Annotated in this window: 19 protein-coding genes; 3 read left to right on the top strand and 16 right to left on the bottom strand. The window is 33.6% G+C overall.

Annotated elements, in window-relative coordinates; all coding sequences use genetic code 11:
• Positions 1-69: 69 nt before the first annotated feature.
• The 10 genes from EPK97_RS14030 to EPK97_RS13980 all read right to left on the bottom strand — a co-directional run bounded on the left by EPK97_RS14030 (position 70) and on the right by EPK97_RS13980 (position 16,897).
• On the bottom strand, positions 70-3,291 hold the full coding sequence (locus EPK97_RS14030; protein ID WP_162037241.1) for a cellobiose phosphorylase: 3,222 nt from the start codon (positions 3,289-3,291) through the stop codon (positions 70-72).
• Positions 3,292-3,673: 382 nt separating this feature from the next.
• Positions 3,674-4,882, bottom strand: coding sequence for a response regulator transcription factor (locus EPK97_RS14025; protein ID WP_162037240.1), 1,209 nt, complete (start codon positions 4,880-4,882; stop codon positions 3,674-3,676).
• A gap of 72 nt (positions 4,883-4,954) precedes the next feature.
• Positions 4,955-6,283, bottom strand: a complete 1,329-nt coding sequence (locus EPK97_RS14020; RefSeq protein WP_162037239.1) for an ABC transporter substrate-binding protein — start codon at positions 6,281-6,283, stop codon at positions 4,955-4,957.
• A gap of 36 nt (positions 6,284-6,319) precedes the next feature.
• Positions 6,320-8,098 carry a sensor histidine kinase gene (locus EPK97_RS14015; protein ID WP_162037238.1) on the bottom strand — a complete coding sequence of 593 codons (1,779 nt, stop codon included), beginning with the start codon at positions 8,096-8,098 and terminating at the stop codon, positions 6,320-6,322.
• Positions 8,099-8,356: 258 nt separating this feature from the next.
• Positions 8,357-9,331: a hypothetical protein gene (locus EPK97_RS14010; protein WP_162037237.1), complete on the bottom strand. Its 975-nt coding sequence runs from the start codon at positions 9,329-9,331 to the stop codon at positions 8,357-8,359.
• A gap of 154 nt (positions 9,332-9,485) precedes the next feature.
• A complete protein-coding gene (locus tag EPK97_RS21575; RefSeq protein WP_205690268.1) occupies positions 9,486-11,417 on the bottom strand; it encodes a glycoside hydrolase family 64 protein in 1,932 nt (643 codons plus the stop codon).
• A gap of 1,257 nt (positions 11,418-12,674) precedes the next feature.
• Entirely contained in the window at positions 12,675-14,570 is a 1,896-nt protein-coding gene (locus EPK97_RS13995) for a PrkA family serine protein kinase (protein WP_162037235.1), read from the bottom strand.
• Positions 14,571-14,725: 155 nt separating this feature from the next.
• Positions 14,726-14,863 (bottom strand): hypothetical protein, encoded by a 138-nt coding sequence (locus tag EPK97_RS13990; protein WP_162037234.1) that lies wholly within the window; start codon positions 14,861-14,863, stop codon positions 14,726-14,728.
• A gap of 90 nt (positions 14,864-14,953) precedes the next feature.
• Positions 14,954-15,859, bottom strand: coding sequence for an NAD(P)/FAD-dependent oxidoreductase (locus EPK97_RS13985; protein ID WP_162037233.1), 906 nt, complete (start codon positions 15,857-15,859; stop codon positions 14,954-14,956).
• Between the two features lie 267 nt (positions 15,860-16,126).
• Positions 16,127-16,897 carry a sulfite exporter TauE/SafE family protein gene (locus tag EPK97_RS13980; RefSeq protein ID WP_240903824.1) on the bottom strand — a complete coding sequence of 257 codons (771 nt, stop codon included), beginning with the start codon at positions 16,895-16,897 and terminating at the stop codon, positions 16,127-16,129.
• 300 nt (positions 16,898-17,197) lie between these two features.
• Here EPK97_RS13980 and EPK97_RS13975 point away from each other — a divergent pair, with 300 nt between their 5' ends.
• Both EPK97_RS13975 and EPK97_RS13970 read left to right on the top strand, forming a co-directional pair.
• A complete protein-coding gene (locus EPK97_RS13975) occupies positions 17,198-17,590 on the top strand; it encodes a hypothetical protein (protein ID WP_162037232.1) in 393 nt (130 codons plus the stop codon).
• Complete coding sequence (locus EPK97_RS13970) at positions 17,587-18,654, top strand: phosphodiester glycosidase family protein (protein WP_162037231.1); 1,068 nt, start codon at positions 17,587-17,589, stop codon at positions 18,652-18,654. The genes EPK97_RS13975 and EPK97_RS13970 overlap by 4 nt, the downstream gene beginning before the upstream one ends.
• A 336-nt stretch (positions 18,655-18,990) precedes the next feature.
• Here the strand turns inward: EPK97_RS13970 and EPK97_RS13965 are convergent, their stop codons facing one another.
• The gene (locus EPK97_RS13965; RefSeq protein WP_160647100.1) at positions 18,991-19,236 is read right to left on the bottom strand and encodes an AbrB/MazE/SpoVT family DNA-binding domain-containing protein; all 246 of its coding nucleotides are present in this window, start codon (positions 19,234-19,236) and stop codon (positions 18,991-18,993) included.
• A 114-nt stretch (positions 19,237-19,350) separates the two neighbouring features.
• The gene (gene trmL / locus EPK97_RS13960) at positions 19,351-19,812 is read right to left on the bottom strand and encodes a tRNA (uridine(34)/cytosine(34)/5-carboxymethylaminomethyluridine(34)-2'-O)-methyltransferase TrmL (protein WP_162037230.1); all 462 of its coding nucleotides are present in this window, start codon (positions 19,810-19,812) and stop codon (positions 19,351-19,353) included.
• A gap of 187 nt (positions 19,813-19,999) precedes the next feature.
• On the opposite strand from trmL, the gene EPK97_RS13955 reads away from it, so the two are divergent.
• The gene (locus EPK97_RS13955; RefSeq protein ID WP_162037229.1) at positions 20,000-20,512 is read left to right on the top strand and encodes a hypothetical protein; all 513 of its coding nucleotides are present in this window, start codon (positions 20,000-20,002) and stop codon (positions 20,510-20,512) included.
• A gap of 155 nt (positions 20,513-20,667) precedes the next feature.
• On the opposite strand, the gene serC is transcribed toward EPK97_RS13955, so the two are convergent.
• The 4 genes from serC to EPK97_RS13935 all read right to left on the bottom strand — a co-directional run bounded on the left by serC (position 20,668) and on the right by EPK97_RS13935 (position 26,048).
• On the bottom strand, positions 20,668-21,750 hold the full coding sequence (serC, locus tag EPK97_RS13950; protein ID WP_162037228.1) for a 3-phosphoserine/phosphohydroxythreonine transaminase: 1,083 nt from the start codon (positions 21,748-21,750) through the stop codon (positions 20,668-20,670).
• A 372-nt stretch (positions 21,751-22,122) separates the two neighbouring features.
• Positions 22,123-23,547: a type I glutamate--ammonia ligase gene (gene glnA / locus EPK97_RS13945; RefSeq protein ID WP_162037227.1), complete on the bottom strand. Its 1,425-nt coding sequence runs from the start codon at positions 23,545-23,547 to the stop codon at positions 22,123-22,125.
• 298 nt (positions 23,548-23,845) lie between these two features.
• On the bottom strand, positions 23,846-24,889 hold the full coding sequence (aroF, locus tag EPK97_RS13940; RefSeq protein WP_162037226.1) for a 3-deoxy-7-phosphoheptulonate synthase: 1,044 nt from the start codon (positions 24,887-24,889) through the stop codon (positions 23,846-23,848).
• A 208-nt stretch (positions 24,890-25,097) separates the two neighbouring features.
• Entirely contained in the window at positions 25,098-26,048 is a 951-nt protein-coding gene (locus tag EPK97_RS13935) for a 4-hydroxy-3-methylbut-2-enyl diphosphate reductase (RefSeq protein WP_162037225.1), read from the bottom strand.
• Between the last annotated feature and the right edge of the window lie 28 nt (positions 26,049-26,076).

The following is a 26,076-nucleotide window of genomic DNA, read 5'->3' as shown; positions in this document are numbered from 1 at the left end:
TCTACTTTCTGCTTTAATAATACCCCAAAATACATAAATTCCTTTATGGAGTATTTAATTTTTATAAATCTAATCTAAATAAGCATCAATTTTAGAAATCTGACCTTCACGAACCATAGAAGCATACGGATCAGGAATAAAACCATCTTTGAAAATGATTTGTTCACCATCTTGTTTTGTAAGTACTAGTTTTTTAACTTCTACCCCATTTGCTCCATACGTATTTTTACCTGATTTATTAATATAAATCACATCACATTTTGATAAAAATTTAAATTCGACAGTACCATTTCCATCAAATAACCACCCTGGTAAAATTGGATTTAATTTCAAACAAAGCTTATCTTCTTCCATTTGGAAAGGTTGTTTGTTTGCCATCATCACATGCCACATAGATAGAAACTCTGCTGTAGATCCACTTAACCTTGCCACGAATCCTGCCCCATGTTGAGTAACATCAGGATTTGCACTACTAGCAATAAATGAACTATTCTCAATAATACTTCTTCCATAAACTTCTGGGTCTAAAAATGGAACCATCACATTTTTCATATCTTCGAAAAACTCATCATATAAACCTGCTTTTAATACCTCTAAAATATACTTATATTCCATATGCATAAAGACAGATTCATTTTCTAACCAACCTGCAGTAAATGCTCTAACTCTCCCTAGCTCAAAAGGCTGTCCTTCCAAAGATGCATTAACCTTATACATTTTCAACTTCTCATCGTATACTCCACTGCTTTTAATTTGCTCGTATAACTTTTGTTTTTCTTCAAAGGAGTCCAATACCTTTAGTGCTCTCGTTGGACCCTCCAAAAATTGTGGAAGGTTATGCAATTTAAATTTTGTCACTTTGACATTCTGTAAATGGTTTTTATTTACTTTTTGTTTTCCATCTTTATCAACGAGCTCTTCAAAACTTTCCGCTTCAAAATAGAAATAGGTTGGATACTTTCCATCATTCAGCTCTAAAGCACGTTTCATTCCTTCATTCATTTTAAACACAAACTTTTTAAAAATATGCTTAATCTCAGATACCTTTAGCTCTATTTCTGCCCCGTCTAACCCATATTTAGTTTGATCACGATATTGTTCTCTAGCCGTTGAAACCTGATCCCAATATTGATAATTTTTGTCTGATTGTTCCGACTGATTATAAACATCAAGTGAACGATCCACAGTTGTTAACAATTCCGCCATTTCCACAGGCAGTTTGATTGTTCGATCAATGCCTTCACTAGAGCTAATGACAAATTGAAGCAATCTTTTCAATTCGCTTGCTTCACTAAAACCAGAGGCAAATAAACCTGGCAATCCATTCATAGAATCGTTCCAACCTGGTTTGTTCGCTTCCATCTCTACACCTAATCCATATGGATCTAACGTTGCAAATTTATTTAAAGCTAATGAAACTGTTTTGCTGTAGAGATTAGTATAATATATATCACCTTTACCATGTTTTGTTCTTACCCAATTCGGTAATTCTGATCTTGAATGAAGTATAGCCTCTTTTTGTGCATCTTCTTCAATAGCATCATATTGACGAACCTTTCCATCTACCAAAACATATTTATCTTCTCTTGGTAACACAATAGCTGGACTATCAAAGTAAGTATACGTTTCTTGTTCAAATAGCAGTTGTTGTATACGATCAGGATAAATGGCAAGGTAGCTATCCACTAAATCCATATTATATGTCCAATGATCGACCCAATACCCTTCTCCAAACTCCGCCTCTACATGTTGTTCACTAATTTGAAGTACTTCTAACATGAATTGTTCTGAAGTTTTACTTAACTGTATATTTTCGCTTTCTATTTTGCTTAGGAGTTCACCTGGAGTAAATGGATTTAATAAGAATGTTCTCATTTTATTTGTGTCCATTTTATCGATAAATTTCAAAATTTCATCTATTTTGTTTTGTTTAACTGTAAAGCTACAACCTTTTACTACAAGAGGATTATATCCATCTGTCTGAATTAAGTTGAAAAACATATTGACATTAAAATCTTGAATCTCAGGATGGAATAACACATCACTTCTTCTATTCTGATTTGCATCTCTAAAATTTCCGTTACCTTGTGAATAATACCCTGCTTCTAAAGAGAAAAAGTTATAATCCCTCTCTAAATCACCATGTTTTCTTGAGTAAATGTGATAAACAAGTGGTTTTTCACCTGCTTCAAATGTAACAGGATAACCACCACGCAGTAAATTGTCCAAGTAATTTTGTTTACAGTAAGCATCAAACAAACTAGAGGAAGTTTTTGTAGTGATGTCATTTGTTATTTCATCAACTAACTGTCCTGCTTCATCTCTTTTTGCATCGATATATAGTTTTTTACATAGTTCATCCTTACGCCCATTGATTTGTTCAATATCTTGAACAAAACCAATGAATGTATTAATTTCAACAGATTGCCCAGGTTGTAATTCTTTTTCTACTCCAGAAAAACCTGTAGGCACTTTATTAGTGGTCACTTGTTGCTGATTTAATAACTCACTTAAAGAATGCTTCAAAAAGGCATCAGGTTTATTAAATGAGGTATTCATCCCAAATACAAGATTTGCATCTACAATCGGAGAAATGAGGTTTTCATTTTCAAAACTTAAATAAAAATAGCCTCCTTTGATTTCACCAACAGCAGCGGAATCAGCAGTATCTCCTCGAAGTTTATAAAAAGGAATATGTTGATCAAGATTATATACATCCATCCAGCTTTTTAAAGTATGACCTAATCTTTTATATGGTTCTTCCGTAATACCGTATGGAAGAATAGAAGGCATTCCGTCCAATACTTCACATTTCACACTCTCTTTAGAAATGTTTTTAATGGTTACAGTACGGACTAAAGAAGCAAATGATTCATTAGGCAGTGTATAATAACTAACTTTGACCTGTAAACCTGCTTTTTTATTGATGGAATCGATTTCAAGAAGGTTAGATGAAATATACATATTTTCTTCTAACTTCAATCCACCTGTTTGATATGCAAAAGGTTCATAATATCCATTGTAGTCATTTTTATAATATTTTATAAACGTTCTAAAACCAGTTGTAGGAATTTGCTGATAAGATTTATTCGCTGGGAAAAACTCCATAATGGAACTATCTTTATTTTGTATTCCAAAACTAGCGATCCCCTGCCCTCTGTTTACATAAAAAGCCCAAAGAGGAATTCCCATGGTTCCTGCAATGCCAGGAAAAAAGCTGGAAAATGGCTTCTGATTATTATAATCTTTTATAACAAATCGTTTTTTTTCATCAAAAAAGTATGGTTTCATCATAACCTCCACGTATTTTTTATAAAAGTACCTGTTCAAAAAATTCAGTTTTCAGCACCAAGAAGGTGACTTGAACCTGCGATAGTGTTCCTCGGGGTCCCCGAAAAGTAATAGGAATACTCTTCAAAGCCGTCCTTCACTTTTTGGGGTATAGCAAGTGTAGGGTTTTTCTACATGAGCACCGGACTTCAAAGGTGAAAGTCAGATTCGATGTCGAATATCACTTCTAGAGAACCTTCGTGATCCCTACTTAGAATCAGTCACTTCCTTGTGACTAATGTAGGATCAGCACGTCCTGTGCTGACAAAGTGGGGGACTTTTTGAACAACCTATAGAATCTATCCCTTTAATATATCAAAATTATCGATAAATTTGTAGTATTTTAAACTTGACGATGTTGAGAATGGTTTTGCTGAGGTTTATTATGTTCTCTATAGTCATAAGGGCTCGTATTTTCAAAAGCTTTAAATACCTTACTGAAATGGGCTTGATCTGTATAACCAACCATTTTACAAACTTGATATATTTTATGATTGGTCTCACGCAATAACTCCTTAGCTTTGTTGATTCGAGTTTTCGTTACAAAATGACTAAAGGTGACCCCCATTTCATTTTTAAATAAACTACTCAAGTAATTGGGATTTACAAATAATTGCTCAGCCAACGAAGTCAAAGTAATTTCTTTCGAATAATCTTTTTCCACATACTCTATAACAGAACGAATTAATCGATGTATAGAATCGTTTGATTTTCCATTTTTAACTGAAACCTCTTCTTTATATAAGCCTAATTCCATTAAACTTTTTTTGTATAATTCGCTGACTTCTTGCAGCTGGTCACTTACACCTCCTATTCCAATCTCGCAACTTCTTTTTAAAATTTGTTCAATGGCAGAAGAAATATTCTTCAATACTTCTCCAATATGATTTGACTGATCATTGTAGGAGAATAAAACAGTGGATAAATGGCTCTCCTCCACTACTACAATGGAGGTTCCCAGCTCATTCATTACATCAGATATAATATTTTTAATGGAAAATCGTATCGTTTTTTTTCTTAATTCTTCTGGTTTCATCGTGATGGAAAATAGATAAATAGATTGAAATTCAGGAAATAGCGATTCATCGTAATAGGGTACTGGCATCTCATAAAAAAGATCCTGAACTCTTTTTTCCAATAAATTCTTTTCCCTTAAGCGACCAATTTCAGATTTCGATCTCCGGCTATTAATCATCATTTCTATTTTATTAATGATATCTTTAACACTTTCCATTGAGGTAGGTTTTAATAAATATTCAACCACCTTATATTGAAGAGCGGTGCGAGCATATTCGAAATCAGCGTGCCCTGTTAACATCACGATATAGGTTTTAGGGTGAGTTTCGTAAATATACTTTGCAAGTTTTAATCCATCAACTCCAGGCATCCTAATATCTGTAATCACAATGTCAAACCTTTTTTTCTTTAGTTTAGCAATAGCATCTTCTCCATCTTCAGCTGTTAACACATCATAATAATCCGCCATAGATTGAATCATATTGGCCATTGCATTTCTCACTATCGGTTCATCATCTACCATTAATATATTCATGATAGCCTCCTTTTAAATAGAGTTTGTTAAATGTATAGCAGAACTAATGATATAGACTTTTGGCATATAATTTCATTCATTATTTAACTGGGTTTTGATTAACCTCATTGACTCATTCCATATTTCCTCTGGAGGCGTATTTGTCGTATCAACCTGTATTAGAGCGTTGTCAATAATTCCAGTTACAATATGTTGATTTGGGCCCTCGTATACAGGCTCTAGGTTTTTAGCTGAATCAACAAAAATTTCACCTACAGGAGCATTATTAAAATAATGCAATTTTGTCTCTAGAATGATGGGATGATCATAAAGCAATGGAGATGATGGAAAATTTTTGTCCTTAGTAAAAACTCTAAGTTGGCTGTCTGGTGAGGTCAAGTGCTCTATTAATTTATAGGATTCTCTAGGGTGTTTTCCTTCTGCTGGCATCGTTAAAAATGAACCTCCCCAGTTTCCTCCTCCCTCAGGTAAATAAGTTACATCCCATTCACCCACATTACTAACATTAATGTCAGAGGATGAATTAAACGATTTTTCAATCGATGACAACATCCATGAAGTTGCAAAAGTAATTGCAAATTCATTTGCTCTTAATCTTTCACCCCATTCAGGATCCCAATATTGCGGGGTCCCTCTAGAAAATTCCATTTCTTTTGCATTAACTGCATATTCCCAAGCTTTTTTAACAGTAGGGTTTGTATCTACAATGAGTTTATTAGTCCCTTTTTCAAAATATTGTTGTTGTCCCTGACCTAAAATCATGCGGTATAATATATAAATGTTATCGACCATATAAATATGATGTTCTTTTAATTTTTCCCCAACCTCAAATAAATCATCCCATGTCCTTATTAGATTAGCAACTAATTTGCGGTCTGTCGGTAATCCAGCTTCTTGAAATAAAGTTCGGTTATACAACATAGCAACAGGACCAATATCCGTAGGTAAACCAAACAAGAAACCATCTAAATTAGAAGCTTGCTGCCACTTCCAATCCAAATATTGTTCCTTTAAAGTCTGCCCCCCAAATATAGTTAAATCATAAAATGCTTTATCGAATTCTTTAAAACGTTCAAAATAACTTACCTCAACAAGACTAATATCAGGTGCTCCATACCCTGCTGCAAATGCATGTTGTAAATTGTTATGAACATCTGTATAAGGTAATATAATCATCGAAATATTAACATCAGTATTCTGTAGGTCATATTCTCGTATCATGTCCTCAAGTCCACTTCCCGGCCAAAGCCAAACCGTTAGTTCAACAACTGGATTTTCATTCGTTCGATTGGAAGCGATATTCCCAAAATCATTATATTTCACTAAATCACAAGCAGAAATGTGAAGTAGTAAAAAAATAGATAGTACAATTAGAATGGACTTTCTGAATATATCAATCATAGAAATTCCTCCAATCACGAAATAAATTCAATATTTCTAACTTTTATCTCTTTTTAGTGGAAGTTTAATTTCGACTTTTAAACCACCTAAATTACTATTTGAGAGTTGTAACCCATAATCTTTTCCATAAATTAATTGAATTCTATATTTAAGGTTAGTCAATCCAATTCCAGAATGCATAATCGTTTGACCATTGATCTCTGCATGGCTTTGAACACGCTCAAATTTCTTCATGTCTATGTCTGACATTCCTATCCCATTGTCTTCTACAATAAAATAGATATGGTTGTCAATTCGATAAATATCAATATTGATCATCCACTCAGGTATTCTTTTTGGTTCCAAACCATGTGAAATGGCATTTTCAACTAAAGGTTGCAATAAAAGCTTCATAATATAAGTTGATAATATGGATTCAGGATTTATCCCTATGTTTACCTTAAGCTTTTCTCTATATCTGGCTTTTAAAATATCAAGGAAATGATTCAAATGTTTTAAGTCCTCATCAATCGTTACTAACTCAGACCCGGGCTGAATACTGTAACGCAGCAAATCACTTAAGCTTAGTACCATATTTGCTGTATTATACTGACCTTCATTAATTAATTCCCAATAAATCGTATTTAAAGTATTATATAAAAAATGAGGTTTAAACTGAGCTTTTAAAGCAACCAACTGTGCATGTTTCTCACTAATTTGTTTATCTGATAAATCCTTAACGGTTTGATTTAAATTTTGTAACATTTGATTGTAACTTTGATACAACATGTATACTTCCCTGTTTCCCATGATTCCTTTATAAGGCTCTATCGCTCCTTGTTCAATCCGCTTAAATCTGGATGCCAGCTTCCTAATCGGTATGGACAATGACCATGAAAAAAACAATGTAAAAACTAGTGCTGTAATCACACCTGTCAATCCAATGATCAACAAATTATTTTCGATACTTTTTAAGTCTTTAAATGCCTCCTCAATATCTACATAAACCATAAATGTCCACTCCGCATATTCAGATTGGGCATGAGAAATGTACGTTACGTCCCCATCAATTTCCCAGTCAATCATATCATTAGGGTGATTAAACATCTCATTCAATAAACCCGCTTCTACTTGTGTCCCTATTTGGCTTTTATCTTCAGAATAGATGACGTATCCATCACTATCTACAATTTGCACTTTTCCACTTGTACCAAAGTTAACTTCTCCTACAAGTCTTTCTAAAGTCTCAATAGGAAACACTGTAAATAAGTACCCGATTGGCTCTAAATGATTTAAATCATTAATTTGCCTAGCACCAATTACACCTGGTAATACTTCCTCATCTCTCCAAGCATCTCCAGCGATCCATACCATTCTCCCGCTGTACTCATTCACTTTTTGAAACCATCTATTTTCCATTAATTCATGCAGATCTTGATTTAAATATAACGTGTTATTTTCAAAGTAATCATCTCCAACGCTATCTATAACATGGATAATATAATCTTCTTTTATAAACCGACTCTGTTCTCCAATAATATTATTAATTTCAAATCTATTATGTTCAGGAATATCTCCTTTATGTATATCCAAGAGATAATCCTGTACATCTGGATGAAACGCAACCGTTTGTGATACCTTATCAAACTCTAATAGATTGACATCAATTTTCCCTTTTAGTTGGATAACAGATTCCTGTAAGTACTGAGAAGTTTTAATTAAAACAACTTCGGAAGAATTTCGAATTGAAAAGTAACTAATTAAACTAACTGTGATGAGCAATATCGTCGAAAAAACTAACATCAATTGGACTAAAATCGGTATTTTTTTATTCAACTTACCTGCTCACCCCCAAGTATTTACGAAATCGAATTCAATTTATAAAAAAATTGTACTTTTTACAATATTGATGGATACTACAACTTTAGCTTAGTCCTTGTATATCCTTCTGTCAAATTAGAACTGGCAACAGCTATGAGCTAGGGTTATATATAAATCAGATGTACTTAAAAAGGTCAGAATTACCAATTATCTGGAACCAAATCAGATAACCTCAGTCTGTTTAGTTATTCAAATTACATGAGTTTTGTATTTTTAATTCTTAAATGAATTCTCCGTAGAGATCACTTTATAAAGATTGGATAGTAGCGTTGCACGCAATTCAACTAGCTCAGGAAACTCATAAAAAAAAGAGATTTTTTCATCAGCCATCGTTTCAACTTCAGGTTGATAGGATAGAATGAAGTAGGTCCAAGTTTCGGCTATATCTTCTGATGGATCCGTTGCGGCATAGTCTGTTAGAAATTCATTTTCATGATTTGTAAAAAAATGATCAAGGTCTTCTTCGTTGGTTTGCACATCAAGTGATTCCCACTCTTCAATGATCCCTAACCAATATCGTTGGTAAAATTGATTAATGTAAGATTTAGGTGCACTACAGCCATAGGAGGTAAAATAATGGACACAATTTGTTTTCAAGGTTTCTAACTCTTGCTCATCTTCTAAATCCTCGCTATATGGAACTTGTGCTTGATTCAAAAATAATAGATGGCCGAACTCATGAATAATTGTACCAATTAATTCTTTCGTATTATCCATTTCTGCTATGTCCAAACTGAGAAGCCATTCTTCTGGATTTTCATAACGTGGTTCTACAGCACCTAAGGTATTGCCAGCACCATCGGTAAATACATAAAATCCCGTAACCATATTACGTTCTTTAGAAGGAACGATATTCGCAAATAACTGCCATAACTGGGTATGTTTTTCAATATCCTGTTGATCTTGTTCCCATTTCTTATCTTCTACTTCTAGGATAGGATTAGAAAGTTCATCATCAATCACATCATAGGATATAAGAGGCGTTTCTTCCTCTTGATTATCGCTAACGCTTTCTATCCCTACTTCTTCAATTAACTCTCCCATTATTTTAGTTAACTTATCAATATATTCATCTCCGAGTTCTGCGTTCGGAAGTTGTTTCATTTCCACGTTCGTTTCAACACTGCTGCAACCTGTCATTATGAGTAGAATTGCAGAAAATAAAATAGTTCCGATGGTACTTTTCATAAATGTTTCTCCTCGTGTTTTTTGTCATAAACCCATCCTTTTTAGGTACAGAATGAGTAGTTTCCAGAAAATAAGAAGTCCCCCACTTAACCTAATACAAAATGAGGTAAGTGGAGGACTTCACAAAAACATCTTTGTTTTTAATGTATCAGAATTACCAACCTACATTAATAATTAACGCAGTAGGATCAGTATGGTGTAATAAAGTGCTATAATTTCTAACATCATCATAAGGGAAACCATATGCTAAGCCATCTATACTGTATTCATGCCAGAATCCTGCATAAAAGTTAGCTGTATCATTCAGATAGAAAAATTCAGAGTTACTCCAATTTCCAGGGTCATACATGATACCTCTGTTTAATGCTGCACAAAGTTGAGCTTCTACAACTTTTTCATCTGAAGTTCCAGTTGCCATAGGTCCAGAACATTCAAATACTTGAATGTTTGTTGGTTTCCCTATTATCAAGTTGTAAGGACCTCCATTTTTGGAAAAAACAAAATGATCTCCTTCTACTCTACCACTAAATGTACCAGCTTGTGCTGTAAACGTTAGTTCGTTTGTCCTATAATAATCCCATACTTCATTCACATAATCATCAAAATAGTGACCGTAAATCCCTCCATCTTTAAATTCCCCTTTTCCAGGTGCAACAATTCTGTAAGGTTCTTGAACTAACGTTTGATATTCTGCTGGTACTTGGTTTTTATATGCTGTGAATATCTCATCACGAGTGTAAGTTTCACCTACGGTTTTGTCATATCCACCAGAAGCAATCAATCTATTCGTTATCGGGAAACTAAATTGGTCAACTCGGGTTGAATTTCCATGATATCCGTATTGGTTAAGTGTAAATTCAATGTACTCAAAGTAAATATCATGATGTGGATCTGTTGGGTTATTTAAATCTGGTCCAGCAAATCCAACTCTACCATCTGCAGCACCATTAAATTTAATGTACATTGGACTGCCTAGACTAATAAACATTCTTCCAGAAATGATTTCAGGCATGGAAACCCAATCTATATCACTCATTTTATAAAAAATGTTAGGATAATTTTCTCCATTTTTCTCTAAATGACCTGGAGCATCATTATCACTTACTGAACTTTCTACTAAATTTCCACTTGCATCTACATGAACAAGCTGATTTGTTTCTGGATCATAACCAAGTATAGCCCAGTAGATTTCACTATCTGAATACTGTCCACCTGTCCCATTTTGAAGTTGAAATGTCATGACTTCATCTCCTATTGGAAATGATGGAGTTTCGCCAGGATCTGTAGGTTCCGGTGTCGGCTCAGGAGTCGGTTCTGGTTCTGGTGTTGGTTCCGGTTCTGGCTCAGGAATTGGTCCAGGCTCTGGTGTTGTGCCATGTGTACTTGTAAACGTAGGTGTACCATAAGCTGGGATACCATTATTATAAGTAAACCAATAACTTACAACATCTCCTGCTTGTAAATTATTCACGTTTTGTGTAAAAACATTCCCATTTTGATTCATTCTAACATTTAGTTGTCCACCTGAATTTACAGTGTAATGCACATCCACCCAGCTTGTATCTACATTTGAAGTAAATGTGATTTGTGATGAAGTTGTACTTAAGGTGTTTAATTCAGCTGTATAATCTGCATCAACTTCAGGAGCCGGTTCTGGTGTTGGTTCTGGTGTTGGTTCTGGTGTCGGTTCTGGTGTCGGTTCTGGTGTCGGTTCTGGTTCTGGCTCAGGAACAGGTTCAGGTGTTGTGCCATGTGTACTTGTAAACGTAGGTGTATCATAAGCTGGGGTACCATTATTATAAGTAAACCAATAACTTACAACATCTCCTGCTTGTAAATTGTTCACGTTTTGTGTAAAAACATTCCCATTTTGATTCATTCTAACATTTAGTTGTCCACCTGAATTTACAGTGTAATGCACATCCACCCAGCTTGTATCTACATTTGAAGTAAATGTGATTTGTGATGAAGTTGCACTTAAGGTGTTTAATTCAGCTGTATAATCTGCTGCCGAGACGCCATTAACGGGAACTAATGAAAATACTAAGGCTAACATTATGGCTATTGTTATCATTTTCTTAAACATATTCTTGCCTCCAAGTTATTTTATAATGTTAAATATGTGAATCAACCCATGAAGGTAGGGTCGGGATCTATAAAGTCGATTTTGTCTTGTATTTTGTTACTGCACTGAAGTTATAATCTAGTATTTATTTTGATGTGAATCCAGATTTTTGAGCATACTAAACCAGAGATAAGGGTATGTAGATTTGGTCACAAACTTCTACTAGATTCACCCAGATTTGTTGATAGAAGCTATTTCCCTTTAATCGAAATTGATAGATATTACTTACTCTTTTTGGGGTTAATCAAATATATTAAATTTTAATAACACATATTACTTCTTTTAAAAAAAGGATTTCTTATGTTTTTGTCGAATAACTAATACTTAAGGTAATATACAGAACTCAGAACTATTCTGATGTTAATTTAGTTTGATAGTTAATCATTTACCTGTTGTGAGGTAAAGTTTACTAGGTACCATATTGCGGTCATACATATTTTTAAAAAACAAATACTACAAAACCTTTTTAAATAAGTTTCTAATAATTAATGGAGTTATTGATATATTTACTTCTTTTTTCATATTCTATTAAAGCAAACATTTTGAAGTGAAATAGCAATACTTTCAACAGAAAATTCAATTTAAAAACCTAGTTATACTTTTAACAGTCTAATATTATAAATCACCTCCTATTTTTGTAAGCGTTGCCTTAAAGAAATAAAAAATTAAACTTTTGTTTTCAGTTTTGGAATTTCACCCCCCATTTCATCCTCAAAGACTGCATACACTCCATCTCATATAAGTGTATTGTTATACAACAATAACATATTTAGAATATAAAATTATATAGTAAATATGGACTAAATAAAAGACATCAATAGTCTATTAAATAGGTAAAATCAGCATATTTTCATTCTGTAAAATACGTTTCAAAAGAAAAATGATTCAAATTTCAAATGAATCTGTATTTGGATTATTTACTTCTTTTATATTTTCAAACTAATATGTATCCATAAATTTTATATAGTGGTCTACCCTTTTATCGTATAAACTTCACATATAACTATAGTTAGTTCATACTAACTATATGATGGTTTTTCTTTCTCTTTTTTTAAGAGTCGTCGAGGTCTTTCCATTCTTCAGTAATAAAAAAACTGCCCTTATTAATCAACCATAAGGACAGCCTCTATCTCGAATTTACTTTCCTGTTCAAGTCTAACTTCGTACCAAGTTTCTCCTAAACAAGGAAATACAATTCACTTTCGTGGGTAACTTTGTTTATCTGTTCAATAAACTTCCAACATATCTTAACATCTCGTTTGCACATATTGAACAATATCCATGCTCTTCAATTAACCTTTTTGATACTTCATTAATTTTTTTCAGCTGTTTTTCATCTGGTGTTTTCGTTGAAGTTGTAATTTTAACAATATCCTTTAAATCAGCAAACAACTTCTTCTCAATCGCTTCTTTTAAACGTTCATGACTACTATAATCAAACTTTTTATTTTTTCTAGAGTACGAAGACATTCTGATCAATATTTCCTCACGAAACGCTTTTTTGGCGTTTTCTGAAATGCCTATCTGCTCTTCAATGGATCGCATTAAACGTTCATCTGGCTCTAACTCTTCATCTGTAATAGGATCTTTTATTTTATTATGATTGCAAAATGCTTCTATGTTGTCTAAATAATTCTCAAATAATGTTTTTGCTGATTCCTCAAATGAATAAACAAATGCTTTTTGTAATTCTTTTTTAGCAAGTTCATCATACTCTTTTCTAGCTAATGAAATGAAATTCAGATAACGCTCTTTTTCTTCTTTATTGATGGAGGAATGTTGGTCCAATCCATCCTTCATAGATCTAAGCACATCCAGTGCATTTATACAGTTTATATCCTGCCGTATGAGCGCACTTGAAATACGATTCACTACATATCTTGGATCAATACCTGTCATTCCTTCTTCATCATATTCATTTTGCATTTCTTTTAAGTCTGCATCTTTAAACCCTTCAACAGATTCACCGTCATACATTCTCATTTTTTTAATGAAATCCATGCCTTGTTTTTTCGTTTCTTTTAATCTGGTTAGAATGGAAAATATACTGGCTGTTTTTAAAGTATGGGGTGCAATATGAATGTGACCTACATCACCCTGATTAATTAATTTATGATATATTTTTTCTTCTTGAGTAACTTGTAAGTTATAAGGAACTGGCATAATAATCATTCTGGATTGAAGTGCTTCATTTTTTTTATTAGATATAAAAGATTTATATTCTGTTTCATTTGTATGAGCAACAATCAATTCATCTGCTGAAATTAATGCAAATCTACCTGCTTTAAAATTCCCTTCTTGTGTGAGTGAAAGTAAATTCCACAAAAATTTCTCATCACACTTCAACATTTCTTGAAACTCCATCATTCCTCGATTTGCTTTGTTCAGTTCCCCGTCAAAACGATATGCTCTTGGGTCAGATTCAGATCCAAATTCAGTAATTGTAGAAAAGTCAATGCTACCTGTTAAGTCTGCTATATCTTGAGATTTTGGATCAGATGGACTAAAAGTACCGATCCCTATACGCTTATCCTCAGACAATGTGATTCTTTCAACTTCTACATCCTCAATAACTCCATTGTATTCCGTTCTTAAACGCATCTGACATGATGGGCATAAATTCCCTTCAATTCTTACATCCAATACTTTTTCAATGTCTGGTCTAAGCTCATGGGGGATTAGATGTAAAGGTTCCTCGTACATAGGGCACCCTTTAATTCCATATAACGCCCCATCATCCGTGCGTGAGTATTGCTCTAATCCACGTTTTAACATCATCACTAGTGTAGATTTCCCACCACTCACAGGACCCATGAGCAACAATATTCTTTTACGTACATCTAATCTGCGTGCAGCTGAATGAAAATACTCTTCTGTTAATTTTTCTAAAGTTTTATTTAATCCATAAATTTCTTTTTCAAAAAATGTATATATTCTTTTTCCATTCTTTTCTGTCACGCCATGTGAGGCAATCATGTCATATACTCTTGCATGAGCAGTTCTAGATACTTTAGGGTTTTTACGTACAATGTCGATATAATCCTTAAAGGTGCCAGACCAATTCAACTTCTCCTCATCTGCCCGATGGCTAGTGATCTTCTTAAATATATCCATGTTTCACTCCTCCCAACTCATCATGGGCATTGCAATAAATAGTTAACAATTATACGAAAGGAAAAAAATGATTCGTAATAATATTTATGCAATAAGTGAGAGGATGTTGACGAGAAATTTATGTTTCTTTTAAATGTTTGAATTTCGGAAGAGCCCTAACAGTCTCTAGGATTTTCGTCATTTTCTTCAATTTCTGATTTCAGAGCTTGAATTGCTTCATCATCCTTTGGTTTTTGAGATTTTTCATTTTTATTCATTTGTACATTTTCTTCTTCTTGATTTTCATTATGCATTCTTATTACCTCCTTAAATTTTTGACTACCCGATGAAGGATAGGTATTATTAGTGAGTGTTCAAAACTACATCTATTAGAGTGTCAATTGTCAAAAGGAATTATTCACCATTGATTTATGTATCCAAATCGCTGCTTGTGAGCCTTCTCCCATAGCTATCGATACCTGCTCTGAGTGCACATTCACATCTCCTGCAGACCATACATGTTTTACATTTGTCATTTTTGTTCGTGGATCGGTAATAATATGTTTATTTTCCAGCCTTTCTACACCCAATTGAGATGCAAGGAAAGATTTTACATCATTTCCACCAAAAGCAATAAAACCTCTTTCACAATGGATCACTTCTCCACACATTAAAACAACGCCATAAATCATCCCTTTGGCTTCCAACACTTTTTCAAAAGGCTCTTCTTTATATTGAATCTGAAACTCATCCAATTTTTTCCTAATCTGTGGATTAACCTGTTTTTGTTCATGGTTTATATAAACTAAGTCATCTGTCCATTGTTTTAAAGTCAATGCCATGTTAGCACCAACCTCACCAGCCCCTAATATAATGGTTTTTTTATTCCTCACTTCATAACCATCACAATCTGGACATACGTAAACAGATAAACCTAAACAAGAAATCAACTCTGGAAAATCAGGCATACGATCTATAATTCCAGTTGCAAGCAATATAGTCTTCCCTTTATACGCTTGTTCATGATCCTTTACATAAATGTGAAACTGCTCAAATTTTTTTTCTGCTTGAATCACCTCACCTTGTAAAAATTCAACATCTAAACTTTCCGCATGGTTTTTACCAAGCTCCCTTAATTTTGCACCCGAAATACCATTAGGCCATCCTAATAAATTATGATAAGCTCTACATAAAGTTGATCTTCCATCACCTTTATCAATAACAAGAACTTCGTGTTCGTATCTTCCAAGTTGAATGGCAGCTTGTAATCCAGCAATCCCGCCACCAATGATAATACAATCGTATAACATATCCAGATTCTTTCCTTTCTTGAGGTTGTTCAAAAAGTACCCTTTTGATCACGAAGTGGTCGTGAAGTTTATTTCGACATCGAATCTTGCACTCACATTTGAATTCCGGTGCTCATGTAACCAATCACTACACTCCGCTCCGGCTTCTACATGTTCATACAATCTTCTCGGTGCTGAAAACTGAACTTTTTGAACATGTACTTACGTGTATTTATCCACAAAAAAAACACTGAGAAGTAAGGTTTACTTTATATCAGTGTTTTTAATTTATATCATTTTTATTCCACTAAACAATATAATGGTTGCTAAAATGGTCCTTAGTGGTTTAGTAGGTACCTTTGCTGATAACGTGCTGCCAATTAATACACCAGGAATTGATCCTAATAATAACTTTAAGGTTAGAAGATAATCTACATTCCCTAAACCAGCATGTAAAAATCCAGCAACTGTGACTAGTAATAAAGCATGAGCAATATCTGTACCTACAATCTCTGAACCTTTTAATCTGTATAGATAAAGAAGTGCTAAAGCAAAAAGAGAACCTGAGCCTATTGAAGTTAATCCAACCAAAAACCCCAAAATATAACCAATTGTTATTGTGAGTATCTTTTTCTCTTCTATTGGTTTCTTCTGCCAACAATTTTCTCTCCATCTTTTATCAAAGATTTGTCTGAAAATGGTTGCCAAAGCGATGATAATTAACATCACTCCTAAAGACGTTCTCATGATTGATTCTTGATTTTGGAAAAAGTTCTCAAACAATTGGAGCACTCCAATCGCTGTTATAGCACCTGGAATACTACCTATAGCAAAAAATTTAACTAACTTCAAATTAATTGTTTTTTGTCTAAAATGCTGGATAGCTCCAAACATTTTTGTAATTGAATTATAAAACAAATCGGTTCCCACTGCGATCGTTGCAGGAACTCCGAGCATAATCATAATTGGAGTTAATAATGCCGCTCCCCCAACCCCCGTTAATCCTACTAAAAATCCAACAACGAGTCCAAGTATAGTCATCTCTATTCCAAATCCCATAAGCTACACCCCATGAAGTAATTCCGAGTATTTACATAGGATTATAAGGTAATAAATTGGATAAGTAAAGTATTTTTTCAAATAAACCGCATATGCACTAGTAATATATTCTTTTTGTACCTTCCAAATTTTAACCAACCCCTATTAAACTAGCAATAACGTGCATTTTGTGATTTCGGGATCCTCTAAAAGGTTATGATTCTACAGCTCTGATTATTCTTCACTTTTTGGGGTGACAAAAATCTAGTATACTAGTAAATAGACTGACTTAAAATCATAGACATCGAGGTGGAGATACTGGTGAATGAGAAAAAAAAGAAAAGAAATAAATGGATTAGTTTCATCGCATTTATAATGTTTTGGTCACTCTTAATCAGCGGTGGAGTATTTGGTAGTAAAATGTATATCGAGCATTTGAAACAACAAATAGTAACAGATTTATCAAATCAAATGAAAGATCAACTTTCAAATGTACAAACAGATGTTGAAGGACAAATTAATGATATGGAAAGCAACATTCTGATAGATATTGAATCACTTCAGGAGCAAATTAATTCCTTTAATGAATTATTAAATTTCACTAAGGATAGTACTAACGATCAAACTGACAACAGTAATCAGCTTTATTCTCAACTACTCCAATTAGGAGACCGGTTAAACGAATTGCAACAAGAATTGGATCTTATTAAATGAGGTATTCCTATTTAAATAAAACATTAATGTTAGCTATTGCTCCTTTTGTAGGTGTTTTTATTTGGTTATATGTTTCAACTATTCAAATTGAACTATCTCAACCACAATTAGCACCTGTTTCAGTTGTTTCTATTACAGAACAATCAGTAGAAATGCTATTAGATTTAGATGAAGCCAAAATCCAAGTAAATGGAATTCATTCTTCCTTATCTAAATTGTTTGAGATTTATAATAAAAGTGCGGATACGGCAAATCAACTTGTTAGTGTAGCTTCTGCACAGGTGAATAAACCTGGAACCATTTATGACAATAGAATTCTAAGCAAATTAGGATCCCCTATTAAACATATTGAATCAGATATAGTTGATTTGAAGCTTTTTAATATCGTTGATGAGTTCTATAGAGGATATGCACTCAAAGTAGAGTTAAAATCAAATGAAGCTATGGACATGGTATTAGCAAAAGATGAACTTGGTAAAAGTGAAACCACTTTGCAAGCCGTCCAAAGAACTGGAGCCATAGCAGGTATTAATGCTGGAGGATTTGCGGATGATTTTCGCACTGGAAAACGTTATCCTTTAAGCACCACGATTGTGGATGGGAATTATGTCACAGGTTTTGAACCAAGTTTTAAAGACTTATTTTTTGTTGGGTTGGATGATAATGGTAAGTTGATTGGAGGTAAGTTCTACCAAAAATCTGATTTAGACCAGCTTAAACCGAAGTTTGGGGCTACTTTTGTCCCTATTTTAATTCAAAATCAAACTAAACAAACCATTCCAGATAAATGGTTAACATCTCCTAAGAGAGCAGCTCGTACCGTAATCGCTAACTATAAAAATAACCACTTATTATTTTTAGTAACTGAAGGTCAAGATACACAAGGCAATTATGGTGCTTCATTATTAGAACTACAAGATAAATTAATGGAATTAGGTGTAATTGATGCATACAACCTAGATGGTGGTGGTTCTACTTCCTTAGTATTTAATGGCATCATCATAAACCAACCTAGTGATAGGAAATTAAGGCCATTATCCACCCATTTTTTATTTTTTAAATAGTGAATCTTTTTAGATGACCTTTAGAAGAGGTTACGTGAACATTCATTAAAAATTCGAAATTTCACATTGGTTTTTTATATTTACTTGGGTATAATAGATTTAACTGTTTATGTTACCGCTTAGGAGGTTAAGTTCATGTATTTGCTTTCTTCAACATTTTGGATTGTTATGATTGTGTTTGTAATGTTTATAACGGCTATTTTAACTGCAGCGTTTAGCGACGATAAAACAAAAGGACTATAAAAGCTCGTACATAAAGTCAACTAAGTTATTAAAAAAACAAACTCTAATGATTATTCCTAATCAATGGAGCTTGTTTTTTTATGTTTTTGCTTATTAAACAAATTGTTGCATTTCACCTAGACAAGATGAGCAGATGTATTTTTCCTTGTATTCAACCACATTATCAGAAGATGTGCAGAATACACATCTAGGTTTATATTTTTCCAAAATGATATGATCACCTTGAACTAATATCTCTACTGGGTCCCCTTCATTCATCATATACCTTTTACGCAATGATTTTGGTAATACGATACGCCCAAGCTGATCTACTTTGCGAACAACACCCATTGGTTTCATTTATATATTCACCTCATTTTAAATTTATCTAGAATAATATTCGACATAAATCGATAATTTCCTTCTATTTTCGCTAATTTTTATCTAATTTTATAACTTAATAACTAATTTCTACTAATCCATGTTTGAAAAGCCAATTTGCCTTAACGCATCATAAACAATAACAGCTGCTACATTGGATAAATTTAGTGACCTTACAATTCCTGTCATTGGTAGTCTTATACAAGTTTCTTCATTAGTTTCTAACATTTCCTTAGGCAAACCGGAAGATTCTTTTCCTAAAACAAAAAAATCTCCATCTTGATATTTAAAGTCTGTATATAAATGATCCGTTCTCGTTTCTACAAAGAAAAACCGATGATCTGAATATTTAGCTTGAAGTGCTTCAAAAGATTCATGGTGTTCAACATCTACTTCATGCCAATAATCTAATCCAGCTCTTTTTAGTGCTTTATCATCTGTTTCAAAACCTAGGGGATGAACTAAATGCAGTCTAGCTCCTGTGGCAGCACAAGTTCTCCCTATATTCCCTGTATTTGATGGAATCTCTGGTTCTACTAGTACAATGTGTATCATATAACCTCACCTTTATTATGAAATAAGCTAATGAGTATTGTAACACAAATTTTAAGGAATTACTGCTGGGATTTCATTCAGGCACTATAAACCTCTATGAAAATATTTCCGCTTTTAAGCAGGGACAAGAGAACAAACCATCTTCTTAATCCTACATACATTATTATTAGAAAGGAGAGAAAATAAAATGTCAAAGAAGAAAAAGAAAATAAATACAGTCTGTAGCTGTTGTGTAAGACCTATGAAAAAAATATTAGAACAACTCATTGGCAAAACTACCATATTAACTACAGAAAATGAATTTTTTAATGTAAATGATCAAGGGGAGATAGAGCCGATTGAAATTATTGATGTTAAAGATTTTGTTGTCGAAACGTCAGCCGGATCTTTTCCAATATCTCAGGTAAAAGGTGTTTCTGTTGATGAAATTATAGAAGATATAAAGTTGCTTCCTATAAAGAGAAGTAATTGCGCATGTAAGTGTATCGAAGATCCAGCCACAAAACTGTTGAAAAATAGTATTGGGGATACTGTCAGTCTAAGTGCACTCATTCCTTTATTTGCACTTGAAGGAGCTGGTGTTGAAATCATTGATGTTGGAGAAGGTATTGTACTATTTAACATTATATTTCAAGGTGTGCCCGTGAATGCAGTATTATCAACTTGTATTATAACACGTGTAGGTCCCTTTGAGCCTTAATAAACAAATAACGAAAAAAATGACATCAAACAAAAAAACGATTAAAAATAAGAGTTAATAGAGAAGTATTCTTTGTAAATGTTATGTTAAAAAGGAAGATGCGTCTAATTAATCAAGACGTTCTTCCTATTTAACTCCTTTTTACTTTTAGCAAATTAACCGTTATTTTTTTGAAATTCAATCATAAAGTCACTTAAAGCCTTACAACTCTCATAAGGAACTGCGTTATAAGTTGAAGCTCTCACTCCTCCAACACTTCGATGACCCTTTAGACCAACAAAACCATTCTCCTGAGACTGTTTCAAAAATTGCTTTTCTAATTGTTCATTTTTTAATCTAAAAGGAATGTTCATGATAGAACGATCCTTTTTATCCACTGTACCCATATAAAATCCTTGACTCTCATCAATCACATCATATATCAACTTTGTTTTTTCACGATTAAATTTCTCTATTTGATCTAGTCCGCCTTTTTCTTTTATCCACTTTAGAACTAAATTCACCATATAAACAGAATATACAGGCGGTGTATTATATAAGGAGTTTGCATTAATATGCGTATCATATCGTAACATCGTTGGAATGTGATCAGGGGCATTTTCCAATAAATCTTCCCTCACAACAACCAAAGTTACTCCAGAAGGACCTAGATTTTTTTGTGCTCCTGCATAAATCATTCCAAATTGGGATACATCGATAGGTCTGCATAATATATCACTAGACATATCCGCTATCAGTGGTATTTTTCCTGTATCTGGGAATTTTTGATATTGAATTCCCTCAATGGTTTCATTTGAAGTAATGTGTAAATATGCACTATGATTCTGAAGCTGAAGTTGAGATATATCAGGGATATATGAGAATTTATCTGGTTGAGCTGATACAATCGTCTCACCAACTAACTTGGATTCTTTTAAGGCTTTTTTACCCCAACTTCCTGTGATAATATAATTTGATACTTTACCAGCATTTAATAAATTTAATGGTATCATTGCAAATTGTGTACTAGCCCCACCCTGTAAAAATAAAGTTTTGTATCCAGATGGGATGTTCAAAAGTTCTGATAATAACTCTTGTGTCTCTTCGTTTAATCGTTCATATTCTGCGCTACGATGGGATATTTCCATTACAGACATCCCTATTCCTTGATAATCAACCAACTCTTCTTGTGCTTTTTGCAATACCTCTAGAGGTAAAGCTGCTGGACCTGCATTAAAATTGTATGCTCTGTTACTCAATAGGAACCCACTCCTTTTTCCGAATATTAAACTAGTAAACGGAATTAATTATTAGTTTTTTCTATTATTTATGCATATGATAGCAGTATTCTACTTTAGGTTCAAGATAAAAATAGCCAACTAGAGATGGAAAGTGATACTTTCCTATACTTAAAAAAAGTAAACTATTACGCTCTCCTACTTGTTACTCTAATTAAATTCTCCATATTTTCTGAATAAGGCGTAATTGCCAAATGAAAGCCAAAGAATATCTCCCAACATACCAGCTAAAAATGGAAGATAACGCTTTTTTCTTGGGAGTCAATATAACCAACAATATCGCATCCAAAAAAGACCACCTAAATTGGTGGCCTTATTGAAATAATGTATTAATTAACAATCATAGTATAATGAAAATTCATGTGGATGAGTGCGAATTGCTATTTCTTTAGCTTCATCACGTTTGAAACTAATATAGTGTTTAACAAACTCCTCAGTAAATACTCCACCTTCAGTTAAAAAGTCATAGTCTGCTTCAAGAGCATCCATTGCTTCTTCTATGTTTGCAGGTACGCTGCGGATTTCATTTTTCTCAACATCAGATAATTCATAAATATTTTTATCCAAAGGACCATATCCTTCTTGACGAGGATCAATTTTGTTTTTAATTCCGTCTAAACCAGCCATTAACATTGCTGAAAATGCAAGGTAAGGGTTCGCTGTTGAATCCGGTGTACGGAACTCAATACGAGCACCTTTAGGCGTTACTGCAGCTACTGGAATACGAACAGCTGCTGATCGGTTACCTTTAGAGAATACAAGGTTTACAGGAGCTTCATATCCAGGAACTAAACGTTTGTATGAATTAGTACTAGGATTTGTTAGAGCAATTAGAGCAGGGGCATGTTTTAAAATTCCTCCAATATAATACATACCAAGCTCACTAATGTTTGCATAAGCACCTTTTTCATAAAATAATGGAGTATCTCCATTAAAAATACTTTGATGTACATGCATTCCACTACCGTTATCTCCAAACAATGGTTTGGGCATAAATGTAGCCGTTTTTCCAAACTTAATTGCTGTATTATGAACAATATATTTATACTTCATTAAATTATCTGCTGTATCAACCAATGTGCTGAAACGGAAGTTAATTTCCTGTTGTCCAGCAGTAGCAACTTCATGGTGATGACGTTCAATAACTAATCCAGCTTCTTCTAATACTCGGCAAATTTCACTGCGCAGGTCTTGAGTTGAGTCTGCTGGAGATACAGGTACATATCCGCCCTTATTGCGAATTTTAAATCCTAAATTTCCACCTTCTTCTTCACGACCTGTATTCCAAATTCCTTCATCGGAATCAACAGAATAAGAAGAAACATTTTGACCACTTTCAAATCTTACATCATCAAAGATGAAAAATTCAGATTCTGGTGCAAAAAATGCTGAAGTACCAATACCCGTTGATTGCAGGTATTGTTCTGCTTTTTGGGCAATATTCCTTGGATCACGATCATAACGATCTCCATCAGGTGAAAAAATGTTACACATAATGTTCAATGTATGATGTGCAGTAAATTCATCTACAAAAATAGATTCAGGATCTGGCATCATAACCATATCTGATTCCTCTATCCCTTTAAAACCAGGGATGGAAGAACCGTCAAAAGCTACTCCGTTTGTAAAAGTATCTTCCTCAACAGCTGATGCAGGTACTGTAATATGATGTGCTTTACCTGATAAATCCACAAATCTAAAATCCACAAACTCTATGTTTTTTTCCTTAATTATATCTAAAACGTTTTGAACTGACATCCTAATTCCTCCCATTTCCGTTTTTTCCGAACGTTAACCGATAGTTTGTCCGGTAATGTTCAAGTTTTTATGCTAACGTAATTATAAAACTTGATATAATGATAGTCAATAGTCATGTAAGGTATTTTTAAGTTTAATGTTAGATATTCTCACACTTACTCTATAGGTTTGGTTTTTATTTCTATTTAGACATAAAAAAGGTTGGAAATTGTAAGATTAAACAAAAAAGAAACCGACATGTAAGGACGGTTTTCTTTTGTTTAAAACAATCTATACAGATACGTGAAATCTAGTCTAGTTATTTTAAAACAGGTTCTTTTATTGTTTCAAACTTTTTGCCCATTAACGGAGCTAATTTTTCTATATCTTGTAATAGAGAAGTAAATTGATCTGGGAACAATGATTGCACCCCATCACCTGTCATTGAATTATCAGGATCTGTATGCATTTCTACAATCAAACCATTAGCACCAGCAGCAACAGAAGCTTTTGACATAGTTTCAACTAGCTCTCTACGTCCTGTACCATGACTTGGATCAGAGATCACTGGTAAATGACTTAATTGTTGTAATACTGGAATCGCAGTTAGATCTAACGTGTTTCTTGTATAAGTTTCAAACGTACGAATTCCCCTTTCACATAACATAACGTTCGGATTTCCACCTGCTAATATATATTCCGCCGCATTTAATAGCTCATCATATGTCGCAGAAAATCCTCTTTTTAATAATACAGGAGTATCAATTTCCCCTAATTTACGTAACAAGTCAAAGTTTTGCATGTTACGAGTACCGATCTGTAAAATATCAGCATGTTCTGCAATCACGTCTACATATTCAGGAGTCATAACTTCTGTAATCGTTAGAAGATCGTGTTTTTTACCTGCTTCTGCCATCATTTCAAGTCCCTCTACTCCAACACCTTGGAAACTATATGGACCGGTTCTTGGTTTGAAAGCACCTCCGCGTAATACTTGACCACCAGCCGCTTTAACGATAGCAGCAATTTCATCCATTTGCTCAGCAGATTCAACTGCACAAGGACCACCCATGATCACTAAGTTTTCTCCACCAATTTTAACACCTTTTATATCAATGATTGTATCATTTGGTTGAAAATCACGACTAGCAAGTTTATATGATTTTGTAATTTTAATCACATCTTCGACATCTTTCATTTGGCGAATCTGCTCTGCTAAAGTAGGATCTGCTTTTCCCACAATTCCAATGACCGTGCGATCCGTTCCTTTTGATATATGTGTTTTTACTCCTTGTGTTTCAATATGTCCTACGATTTCTGTCAATCGATCTTCACTAATTGTATTTGATGTAATAACGATCATGTTTCCCACACTCCCCATTTTTTTATATATAAAATTTGTCATACCTTTATAAAAGATATGACTACCTCTTCAAACGGCACCAATAAGAGCTTTTGTTATATTTACTCTAGCGCGCCTATTTACTTCAACGCTTATACGCTTTTAAGTGTTAAAGTAAATATATATTATTTTCCCTCTATAGTCAAGTAGTTTGTAAAAAATGGTTGATTTATGTGGATGATTTTATTTTTGCTCGTGGCAATAGTTTATCTTTATTAATCGTGCGATGGATACCTTTTGTATTCTCATCATTTGGATCATATTGGTCCAAGTATTCAATCACTTCTTTTGTAATCAAAGTTGGAGTTGAAGCACCTGATGTAACTGCTACATTTCTAACGTGTTTCAACCACTCTTGTTTTAATTCGGATACATCTGCTATTCTGTATGCTTTTACCCCTGATATTTCTTCAGAGACTTGAGCTAAACGATTTGAATTATTACTTCGCGGGTCCCCCACAACGATTAATAAATCAGCATCTCTTGCCTGATTGGCTACCGCTTCTTGTCTTACCTGAGTAGCCAAACAAATTTCATTATGAATTTCTGCTGTTGGATACTTTTCAATTAAACGATTAATAATATGTCGAATATCCCATTGACTCATTGTAGTTTGGTTAGTGATAATAATGCGCTCCGTATTTATATTTAACTTATTAATTTCTACTTCTTTTTCAATTAAAGTCACATGATCAGGTGCAATACCCATTGCTCCTTCAGGTTCAGGATGTCCTTTTTTTCCAATGTATATGACTTGATAACCTTCTGCCGCTTTCTCTCGAATCAAATCATGTGTTCTTGTTACATCTGGACAAGTAGCATCTACAACCGTTAATCCTCTTTCCCTTGTTTTTTTACGCACTTCTGGTGAAACACCATGAGCGGTAAAAATTACTGTTCCTTTATCAACTTGATCTAATATTTCTAGGCGATTTTCCCCATCTAGGGTAATCACACCTTCTTCTTGAAAAGCATCTGTAACATGTTTATTATGAACAATCATACCCAATATATATATAGGTCTTGGTAAATCTAAGTTTTTAGCGGTTTGCATAGCAAGCACCATAGCATCTACTACACCATAACAATAACCTCTTGGGGAAATTTTGATAACTTCCATTCATATCACCTCAAATAAAAATAAACAC

The sequence above is a fragment of the Chengkuizengella sediminis genome (genome assembly GCF_010078385.1).
In the GTDB taxonomy this organism is placed as follows: Bacteria; Bacillota; Bacilli; order Paenibacillales; family KCTC-33759; genus Chengkuizengella; species Chengkuizengella sediminis.
This window is presented reverse-complemented; position numbering and strand designations above follow the sequence as displayed.

What these genes read in the sequence shown, in the direction of transcription:
- EPK97_RS14030 (WP_162037241.1), bottom strand. Translation starts at nt 3,291, where the DNA reads ATGAAACCATACTTTTTTGATGAAAAAAAACGATTTGTTATAAAAGAT.
- EPK97_RS14025 (WP_162037240.1), bottom strand. Translation starts at nt 4,882, where the DNA reads ATGAATATATTAATGGTAGATGATGAACCGATAGTGAGAAATGCAATG.
- EPK97_RS14020 (WP_162037239.1), bottom strand. Translation starts at nt 6,283, where the DNA reads ATGATTGATATATTCAGAAAGTCCATTCTAATTGTACTATCTATTTTT.
- EPK97_RS14010 (WP_162037237.1), bottom strand. Translation starts at nt 9,331, where the DNA reads ATGAAAAGTACCATCGGAACTATTTTATTTTCTGCAATTCTACTCATA.
- EPK97_RS21575 (WP_205690268.1), bottom strand. Translation starts at nt 11,417, where the DNA reads ATGTTTAAGAAAATGATAACAATAGCCATAATGTTAGCCTTAGTATTT.
- EPK97_RS13995 (WP_162037235.1), bottom strand. Translation starts at nt 14,570, where the DNA reads ATGGATATATTTAAGAAGATCACTAGCCATCGGGCAGATGAGGAGAAG.
- EPK97_RS13990 (WP_162037234.1), bottom strand. Translation starts at nt 14,863, where the DNA reads ATGCATAATGAAAATCAAGAAGAAGAAAATGTACAAATGAATAAAAAT.
- EPK97_RS13985 (WP_162037233.1), bottom strand. Translation starts at nt 15,859, where the DNA reads ATGTTATACGATTGTATTATCATTGGTGGCGGGATTGCTGGATTACAA.
- EPK97_RS13980 (WP_240903824.1), bottom strand. Translation starts at nt 16,897, where the DNA reads ATGGGATTTGGAATAGAGATGACTATACTTGGACTCGTTGTTGGATTT.
- EPK97_RS13970 (WP_162037231.1), top strand. Translation starts at nt 17,587, where the DNA reads ATGAGGTATTCCTATTTAAATAAAACATTAATGTTAGCTATTGCTCCT.
- EPK97_RS13965 (WP_160647100.1), bottom strand. Translation starts at nt 19,236, where the DNA reads ATGAAACCAATGGGTGTTGTTCGCAAAGTAGATCAGCTTGGGCGTATC.
- trmL (WP_162037230.1), bottom strand. Translation starts at nt 19,812, where the DNA reads ATGATACACATTGTACTAGTAGAACCAGAGATTCCATCAAATACAGGG.
- EPK97_RS13955 (WP_162037229.1), top strand. Translation starts at nt 20,000, where the DNA reads ATGTCAAAGAAGAAAAAGAAAATAAATACAGTCTGTAGCTGTTGTGTA.
- glnA (WP_162037227.1), bottom strand. Translation starts at nt 23,547, where the DNA reads ATGTCAGTTCAAAACGTTTTAGATATAATTAAGGAAAAAAACATAGAG.
- aroF (WP_162037226.1), bottom strand. Translation starts at nt 24,889, where the DNA reads ATGATCGTTATTACATCAAATACAATTAGTGAAGATCGATTGACAGAA.
- EPK97_RS13935 (WP_162037225.1), bottom strand. Translation starts at nt 26,048, where the DNA reads ATGGAAGTTATCAAAATTTCCCCAAGAGGTTATTGTTATGGTGTAGTA.